This is a genomic window from Kitasatospora sp. NPDC093550 (genome assembly GCF_044764985.1).
In the GTDB taxonomy this organism is placed as follows: domain Bacteria; phylum Actinomycetota; class Actinomycetes; order Streptomycetales; family Streptomycetaceae; genus Kitasatospora.
Genome location: NZ_JBIWJF010000024.1, coordinates 38,963 through 60,007, shown reverse-complemented (window position 1 = coordinate 60,007; position 21,045 = coordinate 38,963). Strand labels below are relative to the sequence as shown.

At 73.2% G+C, this 21,045-nt stretch carries 18 protein-coding genes; 10 read left to right on the top strand and 8 right to left on the bottom strand.

Going from position 1 to position 21,045, the window contains the following annotated elements; all coding sequences use genetic code 11:
- Positions 1 to 6: 6 nt before the first annotated feature.
- A complete protein-coding gene (locus ACIRD3_RS30615) occupies positions 7 to 1,368 on the bottom strand; it encodes an MFS transporter (protein WP_402223109.1) in 1,362 nt (453 codons plus the stop codon).
- A 94-nt stretch (positions 1,369 to 1,462) separates the two neighbouring features.
- Here ACIRD3_RS30615 and ACIRD3_RS30610 point away from each other — a divergent pair, with 94 nt between their 5' ends.
- Together ACIRD3_RS30610 and ACIRD3_RS30605 are read left to right on the top strand one after the other, a co-directional pair.
- Positions 1,463 to 1,732, top strand: coding sequence for a type II toxin-antitoxin system Phd/YefM family antitoxin (locus ACIRD3_RS30610; protein WP_402223107.1), 270 nt, complete (start codon positions 1,463 to 1,465; stop codon positions 1,730 to 1,732).
- Complete coding sequence (locus ACIRD3_RS30605; protein ID WP_402223106.1) at positions 1,725 to 1,991, top strand: type II toxin-antitoxin system RelE/ParE family toxin; 267 nt, start codon at positions 1,725 to 1,727, stop codon at positions 1,989 to 1,991. Before ACIRD3_RS30610 ends, ACIRD3_RS30605 begins: the two co-directional genes overlap by 8 nt.
- Positions 1,992 to 2,039: 48 nt before the next feature.
- Here the strand turns inward: ACIRD3_RS30605 and ACIRD3_RS30600 are convergent, their stop codons facing one another.
- Positions 2,040 to 2,657 carry a hypothetical protein gene (locus tag ACIRD3_RS30600; protein ID WP_402223104.1) on the bottom strand — a complete coding sequence of 206 codons (618 nt, stop codon included), beginning with the start codon at positions 2,655 to 2,657 and terminating at the stop codon, positions 2,040 to 2,042.
- Positions 2,658 to 2,704: 47 nt separating this feature from the next.
- On the opposite strand from ACIRD3_RS30600, the gene npdG reads away from it, so the two are divergent.
- Both npdG and ACIRD3_RS30590 read left to right on the top strand, forming a co-directional pair.
- A complete protein-coding gene (npdG, locus tag ACIRD3_RS30595) occupies positions 2,705 to 3,397 on the top strand; it encodes an NADPH-dependent F420 reductase (protein WP_402223102.1) in 693 nt (230 codons plus the stop codon).
- A 130-nt stretch (positions 3,398 to 3,527) separates the two neighbouring features.
- Positions 3,528 to 3,719 carry a hypothetical protein gene (locus tag ACIRD3_RS30590; RefSeq protein ID WP_402223100.1) on the top strand — a complete coding sequence of 64 codons (192 nt, stop codon included), beginning with the start codon at positions 3,528 to 3,530 and terminating at the stop codon, positions 3,717 to 3,719.
- Positions 3,720 to 3,744: 25 nt separating this feature from the next.
- Here ACIRD3_RS30590 and ACIRD3_RS30585 read toward each other — a convergent pair whose 3' ends face one another.
- A complete protein-coding gene (locus tag ACIRD3_RS30585; RefSeq protein WP_402223098.1) occupies positions 3,745 to 4,560 on the bottom strand; it encodes a site-2 protease family protein in 816 nt (271 codons plus the stop codon).
- Between the two features lie 242 nt (positions 4,561 to 4,802).
- Between ACIRD3_RS30585 and ACIRD3_RS30580 the strand changes: the two genes are divergently transcribed.
- Positions 4,803 to 8,231, top strand: a complete 3,429-nt coding sequence (locus ACIRD3_RS30580) for an AfsR/SARP family transcriptional regulator (RefSeq protein WP_402223096.1) — start codon at positions 4,803 to 4,805, stop codon at positions 8,229 to 8,231.
- A gap of 151 nt (positions 8,232 to 8,382) precedes the next feature.
- Here ACIRD3_RS30580 and ACIRD3_RS30575 read toward each other — a convergent pair whose 3' ends face one another.
- The 3 genes from ACIRD3_RS30575 to panB form a co-directional block, all read right to left on the bottom strand.
- A complete protein-coding gene (locus tag ACIRD3_RS30575) occupies positions 8,383 to 9,195 on the bottom strand; it encodes an ABC transporter permease (protein ID WP_402223094.1) in 813 nt (270 codons plus the stop codon).
- Complete coding sequence (locus ACIRD3_RS30570) at positions 9,192 to 10,211, bottom strand: ATP-binding cassette domain-containing protein (protein WP_402223093.1); 1,020 nt, start codon at positions 10,209 to 10,211, stop codon at positions 9,192 to 9,194. The genes ACIRD3_RS30575 and ACIRD3_RS30570 overlap by 4 nt, the downstream gene beginning before the upstream one ends.
- Before the next feature lie 166 nt (positions 10,212 to 10,377).
- The gene (gene panB, locus ACIRD3_RS30565) at positions 10,378 to 11,247 is read right to left on the bottom strand and encodes a 3-methyl-2-oxobutanoate hydroxymethyltransferase (RefSeq protein WP_402223091.1); all 870 of its coding nucleotides are present in this window, start codon (positions 11,245 to 11,247) and stop codon (positions 10,378 to 10,380) included.
- A 288-nt stretch (positions 11,248 to 11,535) separates the two neighbouring features.
- Here panB and ACIRD3_RS30560 point away from each other — a divergent pair, with 288 nt between their 5' ends.
- From ACIRD3_RS30560 to ACIRD3_RS30550, 3 genes are all read left to right on the top strand, one after another.
- Complete coding sequence (locus tag ACIRD3_RS30560; RefSeq protein WP_402223089.1) at positions 11,536 to 13,146, top strand: DHA2 family efflux MFS transporter permease subunit; 1,611 nt, start codon at positions 11,536 to 11,538, stop codon at positions 13,144 to 13,146.
- 205 nt (positions 13,147 to 13,351) lie between these two features.
- On the top strand, positions 13,352 to 14,005 hold the full coding sequence (locus ACIRD3_RS30555) for a TetR/AcrR family transcriptional regulator (protein ID WP_402223088.1): 654 nt from the start codon (positions 13,352 to 13,354) through the stop codon (positions 14,003 to 14,005).
- 224 nt (positions 14,006 to 14,229) lie between these two features.
- The gene (locus ACIRD3_RS30550) at positions 14,230 to 15,279 is read left to right on the top strand and encodes an endonuclease/exonuclease/phosphatase family protein (RefSeq protein ID WP_402223086.1); all 1,050 of its coding nucleotides are present in this window, start codon (positions 14,230 to 14,232) and stop codon (positions 15,277 to 15,279) included.
- An 11-nt stretch (positions 15,280 to 15,290) separates the two neighbouring features.
- On the opposite strand, the gene ACIRD3_RS30545 is transcribed toward ACIRD3_RS30550, so the two are convergent.
- Positions 15,291 to 17,045, bottom strand: coding sequence for an NAD+ synthase (locus tag ACIRD3_RS30545; RefSeq protein WP_402223085.1), 1,755 nt, complete (start codon positions 17,043 to 17,045; stop codon positions 15,291 to 15,293).
- 219 nt (positions 17,046 to 17,264) lie between these two features.
- On the opposite strand from ACIRD3_RS30545, the gene glnA reads away from it, so the two are divergent.
- Complete coding sequence (gene glnA, locus ACIRD3_RS30540; RefSeq protein ID WP_402223083.1) at positions 17,265 to 18,626, top strand: type I glutamate--ammonia ligase; 1,362 nt, start codon at positions 17,265 to 17,267, stop codon at positions 18,624 to 18,626.
- 187 nt (positions 18,627 to 18,813) lie between these two features.
- Positions 18,814 to 19,971, top strand: coding sequence for a hypothetical protein (locus ACIRD3_RS30535; protein ID WP_402223081.1), 1,158 nt, complete (start codon positions 18,814 to 18,816; stop codon positions 19,969 to 19,971).
- A gap of 82 nt (positions 19,972 to 20,053) precedes the next feature.
- Here the strand turns inward: ACIRD3_RS30535 and ACIRD3_RS30530 are convergent, their stop codons facing one another.
- A complete protein-coding gene (locus tag ACIRD3_RS30530; protein WP_402223079.1) occupies positions 20,054 to 20,842 on the bottom strand; it encodes a class E sortase in 789 nt (262 codons plus the stop codon).
- Positions 20,843 to 21,045: the final 203 nt, after the last annotated feature.

Genomic DNA, 21,045 nt, shown 5'->3' with positions numbered 1-21,045 from the left:
AGTCTGTCACAACGCCGGTGCCGTGCCCGCGGATTCGGCGGCCTCGGCGGCCTCGGCCGCCCGCTCGTGCCCGGCGCGGACGGCGGCGGCGTTGGGGTCGGTCCGGTCGTCGTAGGCGAGCAGCCTGGGCAGCGCGGCGGCCACCGCCAGGACGGCCACCACGCAGGCGACACCGCCGGTCCAGACGGCGGCGCGCACCCCGACCAGCCCGGCCATGGTGCCGGCCCGGACCTGGCCGAGCTGCGGGCCGACGGAGTAGCTCAGCAGCTCGACGCCGGCCATCCGGCCGCGGACCTCGTCCGGGATGGACTGGTTCCACATGGTCGAGCGGGCCAGCCCGCTGATCTCGTCGGCGCCGCCGGCCAGCGCCAGTCCGAACAGCACCAGCCAGACGCTCCCGGACAGTCCGGCCAGCGCCATCGCCGCGCCCCAGCCGACGGCGGCGACCAGCAGCAGCCGCCCGTGCCGGTGGATCCGGGACGTCCAGCCGCTGGTCGCCCCGACCAGCAGGGCGCCGAGCGCGGAGGCCGCGTACATCGGGCCGAGCGCCCAGTCCGCGCCCAAGTCCGAGGCCAGGAAGGGGAAGACGGCCACGGGGTAGGCGAACAGCATGGCGCAGAGGTCGATCGCGTAGGTGCCGAGCAGGTCCTTGCGGCTCCACGCGTACCGGACGCCGGTGAGCACCGCCCGGACCGACGGCCGCTCGGCCCCGGTGGCGGGCGGGACCGCCCGGATCCGGGCGAGCAGCGGCAGCGACACGGCGAAGGTGAGCACGTCCAGCGCGTACGCGGTCTGCACCCCGGCGAAGGCCACCACCACGCCGGCCAGCGCCGGCCCGGCCACCGAAGCGGCGTTGTGGTACAGGGACTTGAGGGCGAAGGCCGCGGTCAGGTGCTGGTGCGGGACGATCCGCGGGGTGAGCGAGTCCAGCGCCGGGCGCTGCAGCCCGTCGGCCGCCGCGACCAGCGCGGCGACCACGTAGACCGGCCAGAGCAGCGGGTGCGGCAGCAGCGCGTTGAGCAGCAGCAGCCCGGCCAGCAGGCCCAGCGCGGCCTCCGCCCGCAGCACCAGCTTCCGGCGGTCCAGGGCGTCGGCGAGGGCGCCGCCCCACAGGCCGAAGACGATCAGCGGAACGAGTTCGACGGCGCCGATCAGCCCGACCGCGAAGGAGGAGCCGGTGAGCTCCTTGATCTGCATCGGCACCGCGACCAGGGTCAGGAAGCTGCCGAAACTGGTGACGCAGCCGGACGTCCAGAGGTACCGGAAGTCCCGCGACGCCCGCCAGGGCGCCAAGTCCGGCGTCAGCGCGCGCAGCACCGCCCGGATCCGGCCGGACACAGGAGGATGCGGGGGTTCGTCGACGTTCACGAACCATCATCCTCGGCCGTGCCCGACCTGGTCCGCAAAGGGTTTTCGCGCCAGTACCGTGTGTACACCTGGTACCGGATGTGCGCTTGAGCGCATGACGCAGCCACTGCCCGTAGAGTCGATCCGCGATGTCCGCGCGCACTTGGCCGAGGTCGTCGAGCGGGCCGATCGGGACGACGTCCCCACCGTGATCACGCGCCGGGGGAAGCAGGTCGCCGCCGTCGTGTCGATCGAGGTCCTCCGGAAGTACCAGGAGTGGGAAGAGCGCGAGATCAACCGGATCATCGACCAGCGCATGGCCGATCCCTCGCCGGGCATCCCCATCGAGGACGTCATGAGGGAGACGCTGGCCCGCAGTGAGTGAGTACCGCACCGTCTTCCGGCCGGAGGCCCGGGACGAACTCCGGAAGATCCCCCGGGACATGGCCCTTCGCATCCTGGCCAAGTTGACCGGGCTGGAGAGCGATCCGCTCGGCTTCCACACCACCGCGCTCGTGTCGCAGCCCGACCGCAGACGCCTGCGCGTGGGCGACTACCGGATCATCTACACGATCGACAACGGGCAGTTGGTGGTGTGGGCCGTCCACGCCGGCCACCGGTCCACGGTCTACGACGCGGGGTGAGGCGCCGTTCCTGACCGGGCGTCCGGGACCGGACGGGCGTGGACGGGTCTACCAGCGGGTGATCGGGGGTGGGGAGGCCAGGCGGGCGGCGAGGGCGGCGAGGCGGGCCAGGGGGGAGCGGCGTACGGTGCCGGGGGTGCCGGCGGCGGCGCTGACCAGGTGTTGGGCGAGGTCGAAGGGTTCCTCGGCGGCGGTGCCGACGGACAGGCGTTCGTGGGCGAGTGCGGCGAGTTCGGCGAGGTCGCCCGGGGCGGTGGGGGCGGCGCCGTCCAGGGCGAGGACGGTCGCGCCGTGCCGCCGGGCGTCGTGCACCCGCTCCAGCAGGGGGGAGCCGGCCGCGTCCGGGGCGATCACCAGGACGGTGGCGCCGCGCCCGGCCTCGGTCAGACGTCGCAGGCCGTGGGCCAGATGGGCCGGGGCGCCGGGCGCCGGGCGGTGCCGCAGCAGGGTGGGGGCCAGCCGGGGGACGGCGGACCAGGCGGCCTCGTCCGCCAGGTGCGCGGCCAGGTGCCAGGGCTCGTACGCCTCGGTGCCGACCAGCAGCAGCCCGTCCGCCCCGCGCCGCTCCACCGAGCGCCGCAGCGACCCGGCGAAGCCGCCGACCGCCTCCCACCAGCCCGTGCCCGCCAGCCGTTCCCGGAGTGCCGAAACTCTCACCGCGTCCATGCGGGCCAGAATGTCGCGCCGGGGCCGGGGTTTGGCAGGATCGGCCCATGACTTCCCTCGATTCAGCGACAAACCCGGCCCACGACCTGCCGGACGTCTCGCAGCTGGTGGTCGGCGTCCTCGGCGGCACCGGCGACCAGGGGCGGGGCCTCGCCCTGCGGCTGGCCAAGGCCGGCCAGCAGGTGATCATCGGCTCCCGCGACGCCGCCCGGGCCGAGGCCTCGGCCGCCGAGCTGGGCCTCGGCGTGCGCGGCGCCGACAACGCCACCGTCGCCCGGGAGAGCGACGTGGTGATCATCGCGGTCCCGTGGGACGGCCACGCCGCCACCCTGACCGCACTGCGCGAGGACCTCGCCGGCAAGATCGTCGTCGACTGCGTCAACCCGCTCGGCTTCGACAAGCAGGGCGCGTACGCGCTGAAGCCCGAGGAGGGCAGCGCCGCCGAGCAGGCCGCCGCCCTGCTGCCGGACTCCCGGGTCACCGCCGCGTTCCACCACCTCTCGGCGGTGCTGCTGCAGGACGAGTCGGTGGAGGCGATCGACACCGACGTCATGGTGCTCGGCGAGGACCGGGACGCCACCGACGTCGTGCGCGCCCTGGCCGCCCGGATCCCCGGCATGCGCGGCATCTACGCCGGCCGGCTGCGCAACGCCCACCAGGTCGAGGCGCTGGTCGCCAACCTGATCTCGGTCAACCGCCGCTACAAGGCCCACGCGGGCCTGCGGATCACCGACGTGTGACCTCGGGGCGCCGTGTCGACCTCACCCCTGGACCCGCTCCGGAGGTGAGGTCGGCGACAATGGGTGCGGCCGCGCCCCGGCCCGGCCGCACGCGTTCCACCGGCCGCACCCGTTCTAGGAGCCTCCCGCCATGCCCCGCACGTCCCTGCTCGCCCTGATCGTCGTCGTCCTCGCGCTGGCGGCCGCCGTCTTCTCGCTGACCCAGGGCCTGTGGCTGGGCCTGATCTGGCTGCCGCTGGCGGGCGTGGCCAGCAACGTGCTGTGGCTGAACCGCCGCCGGGCGAAGATCGCCGAGGCCGCCGCGGCCGCCGAGCAGGGCTAGCGGGGCTAGCGGGGCACGCCGGCCCTCAGTTCTTCCAGAAGCTGAACAGGTACCGGCCGAGCGTCGCGTAGTCCTGGTCCACGCCGAACAGGTTCATCAGGCCGTGGACGATCCCGAAGAAGAACGAGTTCACCGAGGGCTGCCACAGCAGCGCGAACACCGCGAGCATCCCGTACGGCGCGAACGGCTCGACCGCGCGCCGGGTCTTGTACGACAGCCAGGGCTCGACGATGCCGTAGCCGTCCAGGCCGGGCACCGGCAGCAGGTTCAGCACGGCCGCGCTGAGCTGGAGGAAGCCGAGGAAGCCGAGCGCGCCGGAGAACGGCGAGATGGTCAGCTCGTAGCCGTGCCAGAACGCGTGCACCGTGGGGTCGTCCAGCCAGCCCGCGCCGATCGGGATCAGCAGCACGGCCGCGAACAGCAGGTTGACCAGCGGGCCGGCCGCCGAGATCAGGCTGTGCTTGAGCCGGCCCTGGATCCGGTGCCGCTCGATCCACACCGAGCCGCCGGGCAGGCCGATGCCGCCGAGGATCACGAAGACGATCGGCAGGACGAAGCTGAGCAGCACGTTGGCGTACTTCAGCGGGTTCAGCGTCAGGTAGCCCTTGGCGCCGACGGTGATGTCGCCGCCGTGCAGCGCGGTCCGGGCGTGGGCGTACTCGTGCAGGCAGAGCGAGACCATCCAGCCCGCGACCACGAACAGGAACACCCCGAACGAGGTGTTGCCGTAGCCCGAGTACACCGCCCAGCCGGAGGTGCCGAGTATGGCGAGGAGCACCCAGAACACCGGGCTGATCCGGCGGTCCTCGCTGCGGGAGCGCGGCGTGGCGGCGAAGGTCATGGTGTGGGTGCTCCGTGGGCAGAGGGGGGCGGGACGCGGGCCGGGGTCGATCATGCCGGTCGGGCCGGTGACCGGACAAGCCGCTCCGGGTGAACGTCCGAGCGCCCGGCCGCGTTCCTCCGGCCGTACGGAGGCAGGGCCGGAGGGGGCGGACGAGGCCCGCGGGGACGGCTGGTCGGGGACGGAGCGGAGGCCAGCACAATTGTGCGGCCGGACCCGCGCCGATCGACCAGAATGGTCCGGTGCACTACGGCATCCTCGGGACGACCACGGCCCACCACGACGACGGAACCCCGGTGCCCCTCGGCGGCGCCCGGCTGCGGGCGCTGCTCACCGCCCTGGCCCTGCGGCAGGGCCGCCCGGTGCCGGCCGACCTGCTGGTGGACGAGGTGTGGGACGCCGATCCGCCGCAGGACTCCTCCGCCGCGCTGCAGACCCTGGTCGGCCGGCTGCGCCGCACCGTCGGCCGGGACGAGATCGGCTCCGGCCCGGCCGGGTACTGGCTGACCGGCCCGGGCACCGACCTCGCCGACTTCCAGCGGCTGAGCGCCGAGGGCCGCCGCGCCCTGGACGCCGGGGACCACGCGGTCGCCGCCGAGCGGCTGCGTGCCGCCCTGGCGCTGTGGCGCGGCCCGGCCCTCGCCGACCTGCCGGACCGCACCGGCCCGGCCACCCGGCTGGAGGCCCAGCGCGAGGAGGCCCGCCGGCACCGGATCACCGCCGACCTCGGGCTCGGCCGGGCCGCCGAGCTGGTCGCCGAGCTGGCCGAGCTGTGCGAGCGGCAGCCGCTGGACGAACCGCTGCAGCTGCTGATGCTGCGGGCGTTGCACGAGAGCGGCCGGACGGCCGAGGCGCTGCGCCACTACGAGCGGACCAGGCGTGCCCTGGCCGATGAGCTGGGCGTCGACCCCGGCCGGCAACTCCAGGCGCTCTACGGCGAGTTGCTCGCCCCGCCGGTCGAGGCGCCGAGAAGGCCCCAGCAGCGGCCGGAATCGACGCCGGGGCCGCCGCCGGGATCGACGCCGGGGCCGGCCTCCGGGCCCGAGTCGACCAGGCCCGCCCCGGCGCCGCCACTCCCGCGCGCGGCCGGCAACCTGCGCGGCCGGCTGACCAGCTTCGTCGGCCGCGAGGCCGATCTCGCCGCGCTGCGCGGGTTGTTGGCGGAGCGTCGGCTGGTGACCCTGACCGGCCCCGGCGGCTCCGGCAAGACCAGCCTCTCGGTCGAGGCGGGGCGCGCCGAACTGTCCGCCGGGAGTTGGCCGGACGGCGTCTGGGTGGCCGAACTCGCGCCGCTGGAGAGCCCGGAAGCGGTGCCCGCCGCCGTGGTCTCCGCGCTCGGCCTGCGCGAGATCCTGCTGCACAGCACCAGCATGGTCGCCGAGGTGATCGAGAAGCGCGCCGAGGACCCGGTGCGCCGGCTGGTCGAGCACTGCGGGCACCGCCGGATGCTGCTCGTCCTGGACAACTGCGAGCACCTGATCCAGGCCGCCGCCGACCTGGCCGACGTCCTGCTCGCCGAGTGCCCCGGGCTGACCGTGCTCGCCACCAGTCGCGAGCCGCTCGGCGTGCCCGGCGAGACGGTGCTGCCGGTCGAGCCGCTGCCGGACCCGGTCGCGCTGCGGCTGTTCGCCGAGCGCGCCGCCACCGCCCGCCCGGGCTTCGACCCGCAGGGCGACCCGGAGGCCTGCGCGGAGATCTGCCGCCGGCTGGACGGGCTGCCGCTGGCCATCGAACTGGCCGCCGCCCGACTGCGGGTGATGACGGCGCGCCAGATAGCCGACCGGCTGGACGGCCGGTTCGCGCTGCTCACCGCGGGAAGCCGCACCCTGCTGCCGCGCCAGCAGACCCTGCGCGCGGTGGTCGACTGGAGCTGGGACCTGCTGGGCAAGCGGGAGCGCGCGGTGCTGCGCCGGCTCTCGGTGTTCGCGGGCGGCTGGCAGTTGGAGGACGCCGAGGCGGTCTGCGCCGACGGCACCGACGTGGCCCCCGGCGAGGTCGCCGACCTGCTGCTGTCGTTGGTCGACAAGTCGCTGCTGGTCGCCGACCTGGACGGCGCCAGCCTGCCGCGCTACCGGATGCTGGAGACCATCCACGAGTACGCGGACGAGCGCCTCGCCGAGTCCCCCGCCGAGCGCACCGCCACCGAGGCCCGCCACCTGGCGCACTTCCGCGCCCTGGTCGCCGAGGCCGACCGCGACATCCACGGCCCCCGGCAGCTGCACTGGCTGGCGGTGCTGGAGCGCGAACAGGACAACATCCGGGCCGTGCTGCGCCGCGCGATCGACCTGCGGGACGAGCAGCAGGCGCTGGTGCTCGCCCTCGGCATGAGCTGGTACTGGTCGCTGCGCGGCTACAGCATGGAGGCCCGCGGCTGGTACAACGCGGTCGCCGCCCTGGGCCCGGACCCGCTCGCCGAGGACGCTCCGCCGCCGCTGCCGCTGGAGCGCGGTGTGCTCGCGTACGGCGTGCCGATGCCCGAGGGCGTGGTGGAGGAGTCCCGTCGGCTGCTGGCGATGTACCGGCTGATCGGGCTGTTCGAGGGGAACCTGGACGTGCTGGCCGACCAGGAGGCGGTCGCGGTCGCCCGGCGGCTGCTGGACGTCTACACCCCGGAGCTGCCGCAGGCGTACCGCTTCCCGGCGCTGATGCGCGTGTTCGGCGCCTTCCTGTCCGGCCGGCTGGAGCTGATGAAGGACCTGCTGGACGACGCGGTGGCCGGCTGCGAGCGCTACGGCGGGCCGAGCGACCTGGCGTTCATCCTGCAGGTCCGGGCCAGGATGCTGAACGACTGGCCGCTCGGCGCCGAGCAGAGCATCGCGGACGGCGAGCGCTCGCTGGAGCTGTACGAGCGGGCCGGCAACCTCTGGGGGATCTCCCAGGCGCTGGCCGCCCACGGCGAGGCCCTCGCCAACCGGGGCGACTCCGCGGCCGCCGCGGCCGCGTACGCCCGGGCGATCGAGCTGGCCGAGGAGCTGGGGGCGCCGCAGGAGGTCCCGGTCCTGCGGGTGCAGCTCGGCACCGCCCTGCTGGAGCAGGACATGGAGCGCGGCGAGCGGGTCATCCGGGAGGCGCTGGCCTCCATCGAGTCCCCGGGCGCCGACCAGTCCACCACCGGCGCCCTGATGTTCGGCCACCTGACGCTCTGCGGCGTCCAGGCGCAGCGCGGCCGGTACGAGCTGGCCCTGGCCGAGCTGGACGAGCTCGACGTGGTCAAGCGGGGCGGTTTCGCGCCGAACGTCGTGGCCGGGCTGCTGGCCAGCGCCCGCGGCTGGATCACCGCCCGGGCCGGGGACCCGGACGGGGGCCGAGCCCTGCTGCGCGAGGGCCGCCGGACGCTGCTCTCGACGGTGGCCGGGAGCGGCTTCGCCGAGCACATGACGGCGATGGTGGTCCCCGCGGTGACCGGGGTGCTCTGCGCCTTCGCCCAGCGCGACGGGGATCTGGACCGGGCCCGGACGGCGGCGGTGCTGATCGGCGCGTACGGCGGCCTGCACGGCCCCAAGGGCGGCTACCTGGACCGGGTCGAGCAGGCCCGCGTCTCGGCGGCCCTGCGGGAGCTGCTCGGGGACGAGGAGTTCGAGGCGGCCCGCGCCCGCGGCGACGGGATGTCCCAGCACGAGACGAACGAGCTGCTGGAGGAGCTGATCGGCGAGGGGGCCGCCGAAGCCTGACGGGGGCCGGGCACCCGGTGCGGCCCGGCGGGCCGGTGCCCGTCCCCTGGTCACCGGCCCGCCGGGCCCGTACGACGGCCGGCGCCTGTCCCGGGCGGCCGGCCGCCCCGTCCGCCGGCCCTCCCCCGCGGAGGGCCGGCGCGGTCCGTGGTCAGGTCCGCTTGCGGAAGCGGGCGACCGCGAGCGGGGCGAAGACCGCGGTGGCGGCCACCGACCAGACCAGGACGATCATCACCGGGTGGGCCACCGCCCCTTCGCCGTTGAGCAGCGCCCGGGAGGCGTCGGCCAGCGCGGAGAGCGGGTTGACCTCGGTGAAGGAGCGCAGCCAGCCCGGCATGGTGCTGGTCGGCGCGAAGATCGAGCTGCCGAACTGCAGCGGCATCAGGACCAGCATGGCCACGCCCTGGACGGCCTGGGCGCTGCGCAGCGACATGCCCAGCAGCATCGAGACCCAGACGATCGACATGCCGAAGAGCAGCGACAGTCCGACGGCCGCGAGCACCTCCAGCGGGCCGGTCTTGACCTCGAAGCCGATGCACATCGCGAAGCCGATCAGGATCGCGAAGGAGAGCAGCGCCCGGCAGGTCTCGGCGACGATCTTGGAGAGCAGGACGGCGGAGCGGCCGATCGGCAGGGTCCGGAAACGGTCCATCACACCGGTCTGGAAGTCGCTGTTCAGGCCGGTGCCGACGGCCATCGCGAGGGTGAGCCCGGTCTGCCCGAGCAGGCCGGGGACCATGTACTGCTTGTAGGCGTCCTGGTTGCCGGAGACGGCGCCGCCGAAGACGTAGACGAACAGCACGGTGAAGATCACCGGCATCAGCACGGCGTCGAACATCGACTCCGGGTCGGCCTTGATCCGCATCAGGTTGCGCCGGGTCAGCGCGCCGACGTGGCGCAGGGTTCCGGACAGCCCGATCCGGGAGTCCTCCACCCGGGCGGGGGCGAGCGTGGCGGTGGTCATGCGACGGGCTCCTTGACGAGGCTGGGGGCGGCGTCCGCGGGGGCGGGCTTGCCGGTGATGGCGAGGAAGACCTCGTCGAGGCTGGGCACCTTGGTGTCGATGCCGGCGATCGCGAAGCCGCGGCCGCCGAGCACCGCGATCACGGCGGTCAGCTGCTCGTCGTCGGTGATCGGCACCGCGAGCAGGCCGGTGTCGGCGGAGAAGGTGGCGGTGGTGATGCCGCTGTCGTGCAGGCAGCGGGCCATCTCGGGGAGTTCGGCCGGGCGGGCCGGGCGGACCTGCAGGGTCTGGCCGCCGACCTTGGCCTTGAGCTCGGCGACGCCGCCGTTGGCGATCACCTTGCCGCGGTCGATGACGGTCAGCTCGTTCGCGAGCTGCTCCGCCTCCTCCATGTACTGGGTGGTGAGCAGCACGGTGCTGCCCTCGGCGACCATCCGCTGCACCTCGTCCCAGACCTCGTTGCGGGTGCGCGGGTCCAGGCCGGTGGTGGGCTCGTCCAGGTAGAGCACCCGGGGGCGGCCGATCATGCTGGCGGCCAGGTCGAGGCGGCGGCGCATGCCGCCGGAGTAGGTCTTGGCGGGCCGCTTGGCGGCCTCGGTGAGCGAGAAGCGCTCCAGCAGTTCGGCGGCGCGGGACTTGGCCTCGCGGCGGGGGAGGTCGAGCAGGCGGCCGATCAGGTAGAGGTTCTCGTACCCGGAGAGCAGTTCGTCGACCGAGGCGTACTGGCCGGTGAGGCCGATCGTGCGACGCAGCTGCTTGGGCTGGCGCAGGACGTCGTAGCCGCCGACGAAGGCGGTGCCCGCGTCCGGCTTGATCAGGGTGGAGAGGATCCGGACCAGGGTGGTCTTGCCCGCGCCGTTGGGGCCGAGCACGCCGAGGACGGTGCCCTCCTTCACGGTCAGGTCGACCCCGTCGAGGGCCTTGGTGGCGCCGTAGTGCTTGACGATGCCGCGGACCTCGACGGCGTTGCCGGCGGCGGCTCCCCGGTCGTTCGGGGCGGTGGCGATTCGTGTCATGCCCCAAGGTTGTCCGCGCGGGCTGTCAGCCCCCTGTCAGCCCGGTGCCCGCCGCGGCGGGCCGCTGCCAGGCGGCTGTCACTCCGCTGTCACCGGTGGCCGGGCACGGCAGCGCCCCCGCTCCGGAGTACGGAACGGGGGCGCGGAACGGGTGGCGCTGGCGGGATCAGTGGAAGCTGTGCTCCTCCGCCGGGAAGGCACCGCCGCGGACGTCCTCGGCGAAGGCCCGGGCGGCGTCGCCCAGGACGGTCCGCAGGTCGGCGTACTTCTTGACGAACTTCGGCACCCGGCCGGCCGTCATCCCGGCCATGTCGGTCCAGACCAGGACCTGGGCGTCGGTGTCGGGGCCGCCGCCGATGCCGACGGTCGGGATCGCCAGCTGCTCGGTGACCTGGGCGGCCAGCTCGGCCGGCACCGCCTCCAGCACCACCGAGAACGCACCCGCCTGCTGGACGGCCTTGGCGTCGCGCAGCAGCTGGTGCGCCGCCTCGTCACCGCGGCCCTGGACCGGGTAGCCGCCGAAGGCGTGGACGGACTGCGGGGTGAGGCCGATGTGCGCCATCACCGGGATGCCGGCCTCGACCAGCAGCTCGATCGAGCGGGCGCTGCGCTCCCCGCCCTCCAGCTTGACCGCGCCGACCCCGGCCTCCTTCATCAGCCGGGCCGCGTTGTGCATGGCCTGCGCGGGGGACTCCTGGTACGAGCCGAACGGCAGGTCGGCGACGATCATGGCGCGCTTGGTGCCGCGGACGACGGCGGCGGAGAGCATCACCATCTGATCCATGGTCACCGGCACGGTGGTCTCGTAGCCGAGGTGGCAGTTGCCCGCCGAGTCGCCGACCAGCAGGACCGGGATGCCGGCCTCGTCGAACACGCCCGCGGTCAGGGCGTCGTAGGCGGTGAGCATCGACCACTTCTCGCCGCGCTGCTTGGCGGAGGCGAGGTCGCGGACGGTGACGCGGCGGCTGGTGACCCCGCCGTAGAGGGTGCTGGTCGACGCCTGGTTCTGGGCAGGCGAAGGCGAAGAAGCGTTCATCGAACGGACTCCTGAAGGGTTGTCGTCTCGTGGCGCCGTGCGGCGTCCCCGGATCACCTCCATGCTTGCACGCCCCGGCGTGCGCGCAAAGAGGCGTGCGTTCGTCCCGGTGCGATCCACGCCACACGGCGTGACCGGTGGCCGTGGACGGCGGCCGGGCTTTGCCTCGTTTTTACGAAACGGGGTCGTCTCGTATCGTATTCCCCGCTACTCTGGTGCGGGGGGTTACGAGACGGATCCGGCTCGGAATTGCCCGCCAGTGCCACGCCAACACGGACGGGAAGACCAATGACCACCGCAGCCGCGCCACCCCGTGTGCCGGAAGCCATCCACCGTCGGCGCTGGGCGATCCTCTGCACCCTGGTGCTCGCCCTGCTCGTCGTCGTCCTCGACAACTCGATCCTCAACGTCGCGATGAAGACCATCGCGACCCCCGCTCCGGTCGGCCTCGGCGCCACCCAGAGCGACCTGGAGTGGTCGATCAACTCCTACACGCTGGTGTTCGCCGGGCTGCTGTTCACCTCGGGCCTGCTCGGCGACCGGTTCGGCCGCAAACTCGCGCTGCTGGCCGGCATGGTGGTCTTCGGGATCGCCTCGCTGCTGTCCTCGATGGCCGGCTCGCCCGGTGAACTCATCGGCTTCCGCGCCCTGATGGGCGTCGGCGCCGCGCTCGCGATGCCCGCCACCCTGGCGATCATCATGAACGTCTTCGAGCGCTCCGAGCAGCCCAAGGCGATCGGCATCTGGGCGGGTGCGGTCGGTCTGGCCATCGCCATCGGCCCGATCACCGGCGGTCTGCTGATCGAGCACTTCTGGTGGGGCTCGGTCTTCCTGATCAACGTCCCGATCGTGATCGTCGCGGTGATAGCGATGGCGGTCCTGGTGCCCGAGTCCAAGGACCCGAACCCGGGCAAGCTCGACCCGGTCGGCGTCCTGCTGTCGATCATCGGCCTGGTCGCCCTGATCTACGGCATCATCAAGGGCGGCGAGCTGGCCGACTTCACCGCCGCCGAGGCCTGGGTGCCGACCCTGGTCGGCGTGGTCGCGCTGGCCGCCTTCGTCTGGTTCGAGCGCCGCACCGCGTTCCCCGCCCTGGACGTCACCTGGTTCCGCAACAAGGTGTTCAGCGCCTCCGTGGTGGTCGTCGGCGTGATCTTCTTCGCGCTGATGGGCGTCTCCTTCTTCGGCGTCTTCTACATCCAGAGCGTGCGCGGCTACAGCGCGCTGCAGGCCGGCCTGCTGATGCTGCCGCTGGCCGTGGCCCAGCTGCTGTTCGCGCCGCGGGCCCGGCTGGTGGTCGACCGCTTCGGCGTCGCCGCCACCGCCGCCGCCGGCATGCTGCTGGTCGCGATCGGCTTCGTCGGCTACACCGTGCTGACCGCCACCACCCCGATCTGGGTGCTGATCGTGCTCGGCCTGGTGATGGGCGCCGGCATGGCGCACGTCATGCCGCCGGTCACCGTCGCGATCATGGGCTCGCTGCCCCGCGAGAAGGCCGGCGCGGGCTCGGCCGTCAACAACACCTTCCGCCAGGTCGGCGGCTCGCTCGGGGTCGCCGTGCTCGGCGCGGTGCTCTCCACCGTCTACCGCGACGGGATGTCCGACACGCTGAACCAGCTGCCGGAGAACCTGCGCGACAAGGCCGGCGAGTCGCTGGAGGCCACCCTGGCCATCGCCGACCGGATCCCCGGCGGCGCGGCGCTGATCGGCCCGGCGAACGACTCCTTCATCCACGCCATGCACGTGGTCGCCTCGCTCTCGGTGGGCATCTCGGTGATCGGCGCACTGGTCGCCTGGTTCCTGCTGCCGCGCCGCTCGGCGGCCCCCGCCGGTCCGGCGGGCCCGGCCCCCGAGCAGCAGGGCGAGCCGCTCGTCGAGACCGCGGCCGCGGACGCCTGATCCGCGCCGGGGCGGGTCGGACCCGCCCTCCGGGGCCGGACCGGCCCGGACGACGGATCACGACTGAGTGACAATGGCCCTGTCACCCCGGGTGCGCCCGAGGTGACGGGGCCTCGGTCCGACGGCGGGCGCCCGCCCGCCCCACGGACCGCCAACGACACGGACGGCGCCCGCGCGCCCGGGCAAGCGAGGGAGAACAGCGGGGATGAAGACGGACACCCCGACCGCCGACACGGGGCAGGACTCCGCCCCGGACAGCGGCCAGGCCTGCGCCGCCGCTCGTCGCGGCCGCCCCCGCAGCGAGGCCGCCGAGCAGGCCATCTTCACCGCGGTGGTGGACCTGATGGCGGGCGGCACCACGATGTCCGAGCTCACCATCGAGGGCATCGCCACCGCCGCCGGCGTCGGTAAGGCCACCATCTACCGGCGCTGGCCCAACAAGGAGGCCCTGCTGGTCGACGTGGTCGGCAAGCTGGAGGTCCCGATGCCCGAACCCACCGGCCGCGGCGCGCGGGCCGACCTGATCGAGATGATCGACTACATGCGCCGGCGCGGCCTCGCCAAGCGCACCCGCTGGGTCCTCAAGGCCGCGCTGGGCCAGATGCACAGCCTGCCCGAGCTGCACAACGCCTACCGCGAGCGGGTGGTCAAGCCGCGCCGCGAAGCCGGGCTGGAGCTGATCCGCCGCGCCATGGACGAGGGCGTGCTCCGCTCCGACCTCGACCTGGAGCTGCTCGGCGACCTGCTGATGGGCCCGATCCTCTACCGCAGCATCCTGTGGGACGACTCCGACCTGGAGGACCCGGACCTGGCCCGCACGATGGTGGACTCGCTGATCGACGGCCTCGGACCGCGCTGACCCCGGCCGTCCCCCCGGCGCGCGGCGGGGCCGCCCGCCGGTCCTCCCGGTCGGACGTGGTCTAACTCACCAAACCGGGCCACGCCGGAACCCGCTCCGGGGGAGTGGCGTCTGTCCCGGCATAGGCTGAGCCGGGCGCCCGATCGAACCGGCACCGGTCCGGTACCGCGCCCGTTCCCCCGGGCCCCGGAGCGGCGGACGGCACGAACGAACGGGAGCCAGGGATGACGCAGGCGGACAGGACCGAGCGGACCGCGGCCCCCGGAGGTGCCGAGGACTCGGCCCCCGCGGCCCGGTCCGGCGGCTTCCTCGGCCTGCGGGACTGGGGCCGGGACGCCCGCGGCGCCACCACCTGGCGGCGCGGCCTGGTGATCGCCGTGCTGGCCGTGCTCACCGCGGCCCTGTTCGCCTTCCACGCCGAGGTGCCCAACGGCGTGGGCAACCTCGGCAGCCTGCTGGAGACCTTCCTGCCCTGGGTCGGCCTGGCCGTCCCGGTGCTGCTGGTGCCCGCGCTGCTGCGCCGCTCCGCCACCGCGCTGATCGCCCTGCTGCTGCCCGTCGTGCTCTGGGCCAACCTGTTCGGCGGCCTGCTGAGCGACAAGAGCGGCGGCAAGGGCGACTGGACGGTGGTCAGCCACAACGTGGCCGCCGCCAACACCGACGTACCGGCCACCGTCCGGGGGCTGGTCGCCTCCGGCGCCCAGATCGTCGCCCTGCAGGAGCTGGCCGGCAAGGCGCTGCACGCGTACGAGACCGGGCTCGCCGAGGCCTACCCGTACCACACGGTGGAGGGCACGGTCGGGCTCTGGTCGAAGTACCCGATCAGCGGAGCCACGCCGGTGGACCTCAAGATGGGCTGGACCAGGGCCTTCCGGGCCGAGGTCGGCACCCCGCAGGGCCCGGTCGCGGTGTACGTCGCGCACCTGCCCTCGGTGCGGCTGAAGGCCGAGGGCGGCTTCACCGTCGACCAGCGGGACGTCAGCGCGCAGGCGCTCGGCGACGCGATCGAGGCCGAGCCGGTCAAGAAGGTGCTGCTGCTCGGCGACCTCAACGGCACCATGAACGACCGCAGTCTGGCGCCGATCACCTCGCAGATGCGCTCGGCCCAGGGCGCCGCCGGGGACGGCTTCGGCTTCAGCTGGCCGGCGGCCTTCCCGATGGCCCGGATCGACCAGATCATGAGCAAGGGCGGGCTGAAGCCGGTGGACTCCCGCACCCTGCCCCGGGACGGCAGCGACCACCTCGCGGTGGCCGCCACCTACCGGTTCTCCTAGGCCCTCGTCGGTCAGCCCCGGCGCCAGCGGTTGGTGATCGGCAGGCGGCGGTCCCGGCCGAAGTTCTTCACCGAGATCTTCGGGCCCGGCGGGTACTGGCGCCGCTTGTACTCGGCGGTGTCGACCAGGCGCACCACCCGGTCCACCACCGCCGGGTCGAAGCCCGCCGCCACGATCGCGTCCCGGCCCTCGTCACCCTCGATGTAGCGGGCCAGCACGCTGTCCAGCAGGTCGTAGTCCGGCAGCGAGTCGGTGTCCTTCTGGTCCGGCCGCAGCTCGGCGGACGGCGGCTTGACGATGGTGTTCTCCGGGATCGGGGGCACCTCGCCGCGCCGCTCGGCCTCCTCGTTGCGCCAGCGGGCCAGCCGGAAGACCAGCGACTTGTAGACGTCCTTGATCGGCCCGAACGCGCCCACCGAGTCGCCGTACAGGGTCGAGTAACCGACCGCCAGCTCGCTCTTGTTGCCCGGCGCGAGCACGATGTGCCCCTCCTGGTTGGAGATCGCCATCAGCAGGGTGCCGCGCAGCCGGGACTGCAGGTTCTCCTCCGCCAGGCCGGTCAGCTCGGTGGCCGCCAGGTAGGCGTCGAACATCGGGGCGATGGAGACGGTGCGGAAGTGCAGGCCGGTGCGGCGGGCCAGGTCGGCGGCGTCGTCCTTGGAGTGGTCCGAGGAGTAGCGGCTGGGCATCGAGACGCAGTACACGTTCTCGGCGCCGATCGCGTCCACCGCGATCGAGGCCACCAGCGCGGAGTCGATGCCGCCGGAGAGGCCGATCAGGACCGACCTGAAGCCGTTCTTGGCGACGTACGCCCGGGTGCCGGAGACCAGGGCGGCCCAGATCTCGGCCTCGTCGGACAGCCGCGGCGCGACCCCCGCCGTCAGCGGCTCGGAGGGCGCGGGCCGCGGCCCGCCGTCCAGCTCGGTGCGGACCAGGTGCAGCCCGTCGCTCAGCAGCAGGCCGTCGGTGTGGTCGCTACTGGCGGCCGGCAGGTCGAGGTCCAGCACCAGCAGGTGCTCCTCGAACTGCGGGGAGCGGGCGAGGACCTCACCGTCCGCGCCGACCACGATCGAGTCGCCGTCGAAGACCAGCTCGTCCTGGCCGCCGACCATGTTGACGTACGCCAGGGTGCAGCCCGCCTCGGCGGCCCGGCGCCGGACCAGCTCCAGCCGCTGGTCGTCCTTGTTCCGCTCGTACGGCGAGCCGTTGATCACCAGCAGCAGCCCGGCCTCGGCCTCGCGGGCCGCGGTGACCCGGCCGCCGTCCTGCCAGATGTCCTCGCAGATCGCCAGCGCGACGTCCACCCCGTGCACCCGGACCACCGGCAGCTGGTCGCCCGGGACGAACCAGCGGAACTCGTCGAACACGCCGTAGTTGGGCAGGTGGTGCTTGGCGAAGCGGGTCACCACCTCGCCCCGGTGCAGCACGGCGGCGCAGTTCTGCGGGGACCCGGCCGGGCGGTTGAAGCGCGGCGAGGCGTGCTCGGAACGCCCGAGGTAGCCGACCACCACCGGCACCTCGCCCAGCCCGTCGGCCGCCAGCCGGCCGGCCAGCTCGACCAGCGCGCCGCGGGAGGCCTCGACGAAGGAGCGGCGCAGGGCGAGGTCCTCGACCGGGTAGCCGGTGAGGGCCATCTCGGGGAAGGCGACCAACTGCGCGCCGGCCTCGACGGCCTGCTTGGTCCAGCGCACCACCTCATCGCTGTTGCGGGCGAGGTCACCGACCCAGGGGTCGATCTGGCTCAGGGCGAGACGGAGATTGGGCATGCCCCCGAGTGTAATCGTCTATCTGACGCAATGTCCCGCGAGGGGGTCGCTCCCGGGATTCCCCCCGCCGGCCCGCGTAGGCCGTCGCGTGCCCTTCCCGGGGGTCGGCACTGCCGTGCCGCGCGGTGATCGGCCATGATGGGGTCATTCGCTCACAGGGTCTTCCGGAGGCCTTCCGGGCGTAACACGAGCGTAAAGAGCAGAGGTGAGACTGTCCCCATGGGCAAGCAGCAGCAGTTCGTGCTTCGGACGCTCGAAGAGCGTGACATCCGGTTCGTCCGGCTGTGGTTCACCGACGTGCTCGGGTTCCTCAAGTCGGTCGCGGTGGCTCCGGCCGAGCTGGAACAGGCCTTCGAGGAGGGCATCGGGTTCGACGGCTCGGCGATCGAGGGCTTCGCCCGGGTGTACGAGTCCGACATGATCGCCAAGCCGGACCCGACCACCTTCCAGATCCTGCCGTGGCGCTCGGAGACCCCGGGCACCGCCCGGATGTTCTGCGACATCCTGATGCCGGACGGCTCGCCGTCCTTCGCCGACCCCCGGTTCGTGCTCAAGCGCACCCTGGAGAAGGCCTCCGACCTGGGCTTCACCTTCTACACCCACCCGGAGATCGAGTTCTTCCTGCTGAAGAACCTGCCCGGTGACGGCACCGCACCGGTCCCCGCCGACCAGTCCGGCTACTTCGACCACACCCCGCGCGGGGTGGGCCACGACTTCCGCCGCCAGGCGATCACCATGCTGGAGTCGATGGGCATCTCGGTCGAGTTCTCGCACCACGAGGGCGCCCCCGGCCAGCAGGAGATCGACCTGCGCTACGCCGACGCGCTCTCCACCGCCGACAACATCATGACCTTCCGTCTGGTCATGAAGGAGGTCGCGCTGGAGCAGGGCGTGCACGCGAGCTTCATGCCCAAGCCCTTCTCCGAGCACCCCGGCAGCGGCATGCACACCCACGTCTCGCTGTTCGAGGGCGACCGCAACGCCTTCCACGAGTCCGGCGCCGAGTACCAGCTCTCCAAGGTCGGCAGATCCTTCATCGCCGGCCTGCTGAAGCACGCCGCCGAGACCGCCGCCGTCACCAACCAGTGGGTGAACTCCTACAAGCGGATCTGGGGCGGCTCCCAGCGCACCGCCGGCGCCGGCGGCGAGGCGCCGTCCTACATCTGCTGGGGCCACAACAACCGCTCGGCGCTGATCCGGGTGCCGATGTACAAGCCGGGCAAGCAGGGCTCCACCCGGGTCGAGATCCGCTCCCTCGACACCGGCTGCAACCCCTACCTCGCCTACGCCGTCACCCTCGCGGCCGGCCTGAAGGGCATCGAGGAGGGCTACGAGCTCCCGCCCGGCGCCGACGACGACGTGTGGGCGCTGACCGACTCCGAGCGCCGCGCCCTCGGCATCCAGCCGATGCCGCAGAACCTCGGCGAGGCCATCGACCTGATGCAGCGCAGCGAGCTGGTCGCCGAGACGCTGGGCGAGCACGTCTTCGACTTCTTCCTCCGCAACAAGCGCCAGGAGTGGGAGGAGTACCGCTCCGAGGTCACCCCCTTCGAGCTGCGCAAGAACCTCCAGGTGCTCTGACGTCCGGTCAGGAACTCCTCGGGCCCGCTCCGTTTCGGAGCGGGCCCGACCCGTTCGCCCGGAAGGGTGTCCTCCGCGCTCGCTAATCCGTTGAGCCGATCTGATGACTCTGCAGCGGTGCGAACCATGGCAGGGTGACGCAGGGACGTATTCAGAAGATCCGTTTTGCGGATCATCCTGGAGTGTCATGCGTACTCGAATCACCACCCTGGTCCTGTCCGGACTGGCCTCGGCCACCCTCGTGCTGGGCGCCGGTCACACGGCCTACGCTTCGACCTTCGTCGACCACGGCACGGCCTCCGAGTCGGCGGAGGCCCAGGGCGCATGGGTCGACAGCCTCCTGAGCCTGGCCGGCGAAAGCACGGGCTCCGGCACCAACACCTGGAGCGTCACCAGCCGCAGCCTCACCCAGTGGGACGCCGCGGGGCCGGCCGACACCACCGAGCAGGTCGACCCGGCCCTGGCGGGCGAAGGCAGCCCCGAGCGCGGCCAGTCGATGGACGAGCCGTCGGGGCCCGGGCTCCCCGGGACACTGGGGGCCGGCGGCGAGTCCTGCGAGCAGGGCCCCCACGGGAACTCCGGGGGCCCGGACTGCGTCTGCCCCCCCGGTGAGCACGGTGAGCACGGTGAGCACGGTGAGCACGGTGAGCACGGTGAGCACGGTGAGCACGGTGAGCACGGTGAGCACGGCGGCCACGAAGGCCACGGCGAGCACGGCGAGCACGGGGAGCACGGTGAGCACGGCGGCCACGAAGGCCACGGTGGGCAGCAGCAGGGGCAGGGCAACGAGCAGAACCAGGGGCAGGGCCAGGACCAGGCGCAGGGTCAGGACCAGAACCAGGCGCAGGGCCAGGACCAGAACCAGAACGTGGACCAGAGCCAGACCGGGCAGCAGAGCCAGGGTCAGGACCAGCACGTCGACGTGACCGTCATCGTGCAGAACAACCTCAACAACAGCGCGAACAACAGCGCCGCCAGCACCTCGAACAACAGCTCCACCAGCAACTCGAGCAACGCCGCCAACAACTCCGCGACCAACAACGCGAACAACAACGCGCAGAACAGCCAGGCGGTCTCGCAGTCCAACACCATGGCGAACCAGCAGAGCCAGACCAACCAGCAGTCCGCGTACAACCTGAACAAGGTCAAGTTCGTCTCGGAGGCGCGGCCGCCGCACAAGTCGTCCCACCACGGCGGCTCCGGGCACGAGTCGAAGCCCGCCCACCACCACCACGGGGAGCTGGCCCACACGGGCGCCCAGGGGACGCCGGTCATGCTCGGGCTCTCGGCCGCGCTCCTCGCGGCGGGTGCGGCAGCGATGAGGTTCGGCCGCCGCCGCGCGTGAGGAAGCGCAGGGCTAGCGACGGGCACCGCCCCGGCCGGTCATCGGCCGGGGCGGTGTGCTGTGCGCGTCCGCCGGGCGGGCGCTAGCGCAGCTCGGGGGGCGGGGTGCGGGCCGGGTCCATCGGCTCGTCGCGGACCAGGCTGCCCCAGACGGCCATGCGGTACAGCGAGGTGTAGACGGGGGTGCAGGTCGTCAGGGTGATGTAGCGGCCCGGCTCGGTGTAGGGGGAGCCGGTGGGCACCGGGGCGATGACGCCGGTGTCGGTCGGGGAGGTCTCGGGGAGTGTGGCGTCCACGCGGTAGACGTACCAGTGGTCGCGGGTCTCCACGACCAGGGGGTCGCCCGGCTTGAGCCGGTCCAGGTCGTGGAACATCGCGCCGTGGCCGTCCCGGTGGGCGGCGAGGGCGAAGTTGCCCCGCTCCTCCCACGGCATCGCCGCGGCGTAGGGCGCGGTGTAGGCCCCGGCGACGCCCTCGGAGAGGGTGTCGTCGTCGGTGCCGATCTTGATCATCACCTGGTAGCCGGCACCCAGCGCCGGCACGTGCAGGAAGCCGATGCCGCCGTCGGCACCGACCGGGGGCGGGGCTGCCGGGCCCGCCGGGTCGGTCGGCGGCGCCACGGGGGCCGCAGGGCCGGTCGGGGTGACCGCGGGGGCCGCCGCCGACCAGCTCCGGCGCAACTGCTCGGCGGCGGCCCCCGCGTGCCGGGCGGCCGTCAGGTCCGTCCACCAGAGCGAGTACGCGACCAGCAGGGCGAGCAGCACACCGGTGGTGAACAGCAGGTCGCCGAGCACACCGGCCGCGGCCCGCAGGGGGCGTCGGCGCGGGGACGCGGTGGGGGAGCCCTCGCCGAGGGAGTCCTGGCTGGTCATGCGGGTACTCCACCGCGTCCGGAAGGCGGCGGGCAAGGCGACACGCCACTTCGGCGGCCGGGTGGGTCCGGTCCGCGGCCGCGCCCGGCGGAGGGCCGCGCGGGCGCGTAACCTGCTGAGGGCCTGCCGTCGAACTCCCGTCGTCCGCCCGGAGGACGCCCCGCGGACGGGGAGTTCGAGGACGGGCCCTTGGGCGGACGGAT

Coding starts and splice junctions, on each gene's coding strand:
- ACIRD3_RS30530 (WP_402223079.1), bottom strand. CDS start 20,842: ATGACCAGCCAGGACTCCCTCGGCGAGGGCTCCCCCACCGCGTCCCCG.
- ACIRD3_RS30610 (WP_402223107.1), top strand. CDS start 1,463: ATGACGCAGCCACTGCCCGTAGAGTCGATCCGCGATGTCCGCGCGCAC.
- ACIRD3_RS30600 (WP_402223104.1), bottom strand. CDS start 2,657: ATGGACGCGGTGAGAGTTTCGGCACTCCGGGAACGGCTGGCGGGCACG.
- glnA (WP_402223083.1), top strand. CDS start 17,265: ATGGGCAAGCAGCAGCAGTTCGTGCTTCGGACGCTCGAAGAGCGTGAC.
- ACIRD3_RS30575 (WP_402223094.1), bottom strand. CDS start 9,195: ATGACCACCGCCACGCTCGCCCCCGCCCGGGTGGAGGACTCCCGGATC.
- ACIRD3_RS30545 (WP_402223085.1), bottom strand. CDS start 17,045: ATGCCCAATCTCCGTCTCGCCCTGAGCCAGATCGACCCCTGGGTCGGT.
- panB (WP_402223091.1), bottom strand. CDS start 11,247: ATGAACGCTTCTTCGCCTTCGCCTGCCCAGAACCAGGCGTCGACCAGC.
- ACIRD3_RS30550 (WP_402223086.1), top strand. CDS start 14,230: ATGACGCAGGCGGACAGGACCGAGCGGACCGCGGCCCCCGGAGGTGCC.
- ACIRD3_RS30585 (WP_402223098.1), bottom strand. CDS start 4,560: ATGACCTTCGCCGCCACGCCGCGCTCCCGCAGCGAGGACCGCCGGATC.
- ACIRD3_RS30555 (WP_402223088.1), top strand. CDS start 13,352: ATGAAGACGGACACCCCGACCGCCGACACGGGGCAGGACTCCGCCCCG.
- ACIRD3_RS30590 (WP_402223100.1), top strand. CDS start 3,528: ATGCCCCGCACGTCCCTGCTCGCCCTGATCGTCGTCGTCCTCGCGCTG.
- ACIRD3_RS30570 (WP_402223093.1), bottom strand. CDS start 10,211: ATGACACGAATCGCCACCGCCCCGAACGACCGGGGAGCCGCCGCCGGC.
- npdG (WP_402223102.1), top strand. CDS start 2,705: ATGACTTCCCTCGATTCAGCGACAAACCCGGCCCACGACCTGCCGGAC.
- ACIRD3_RS30535 (WP_402223081.1), top strand. CDS start 18,814: ATGCGTACTCGAATCACCACCCTGGTCCTGTCCGGACTGGCCTCGGCC.
- ACIRD3_RS30560 (WP_402223089.1), top strand. CDS start 11,536: ATGACCACCGCAGCCGCGCCACCCCGTGTGCCGGAAGCCATCCACCGT.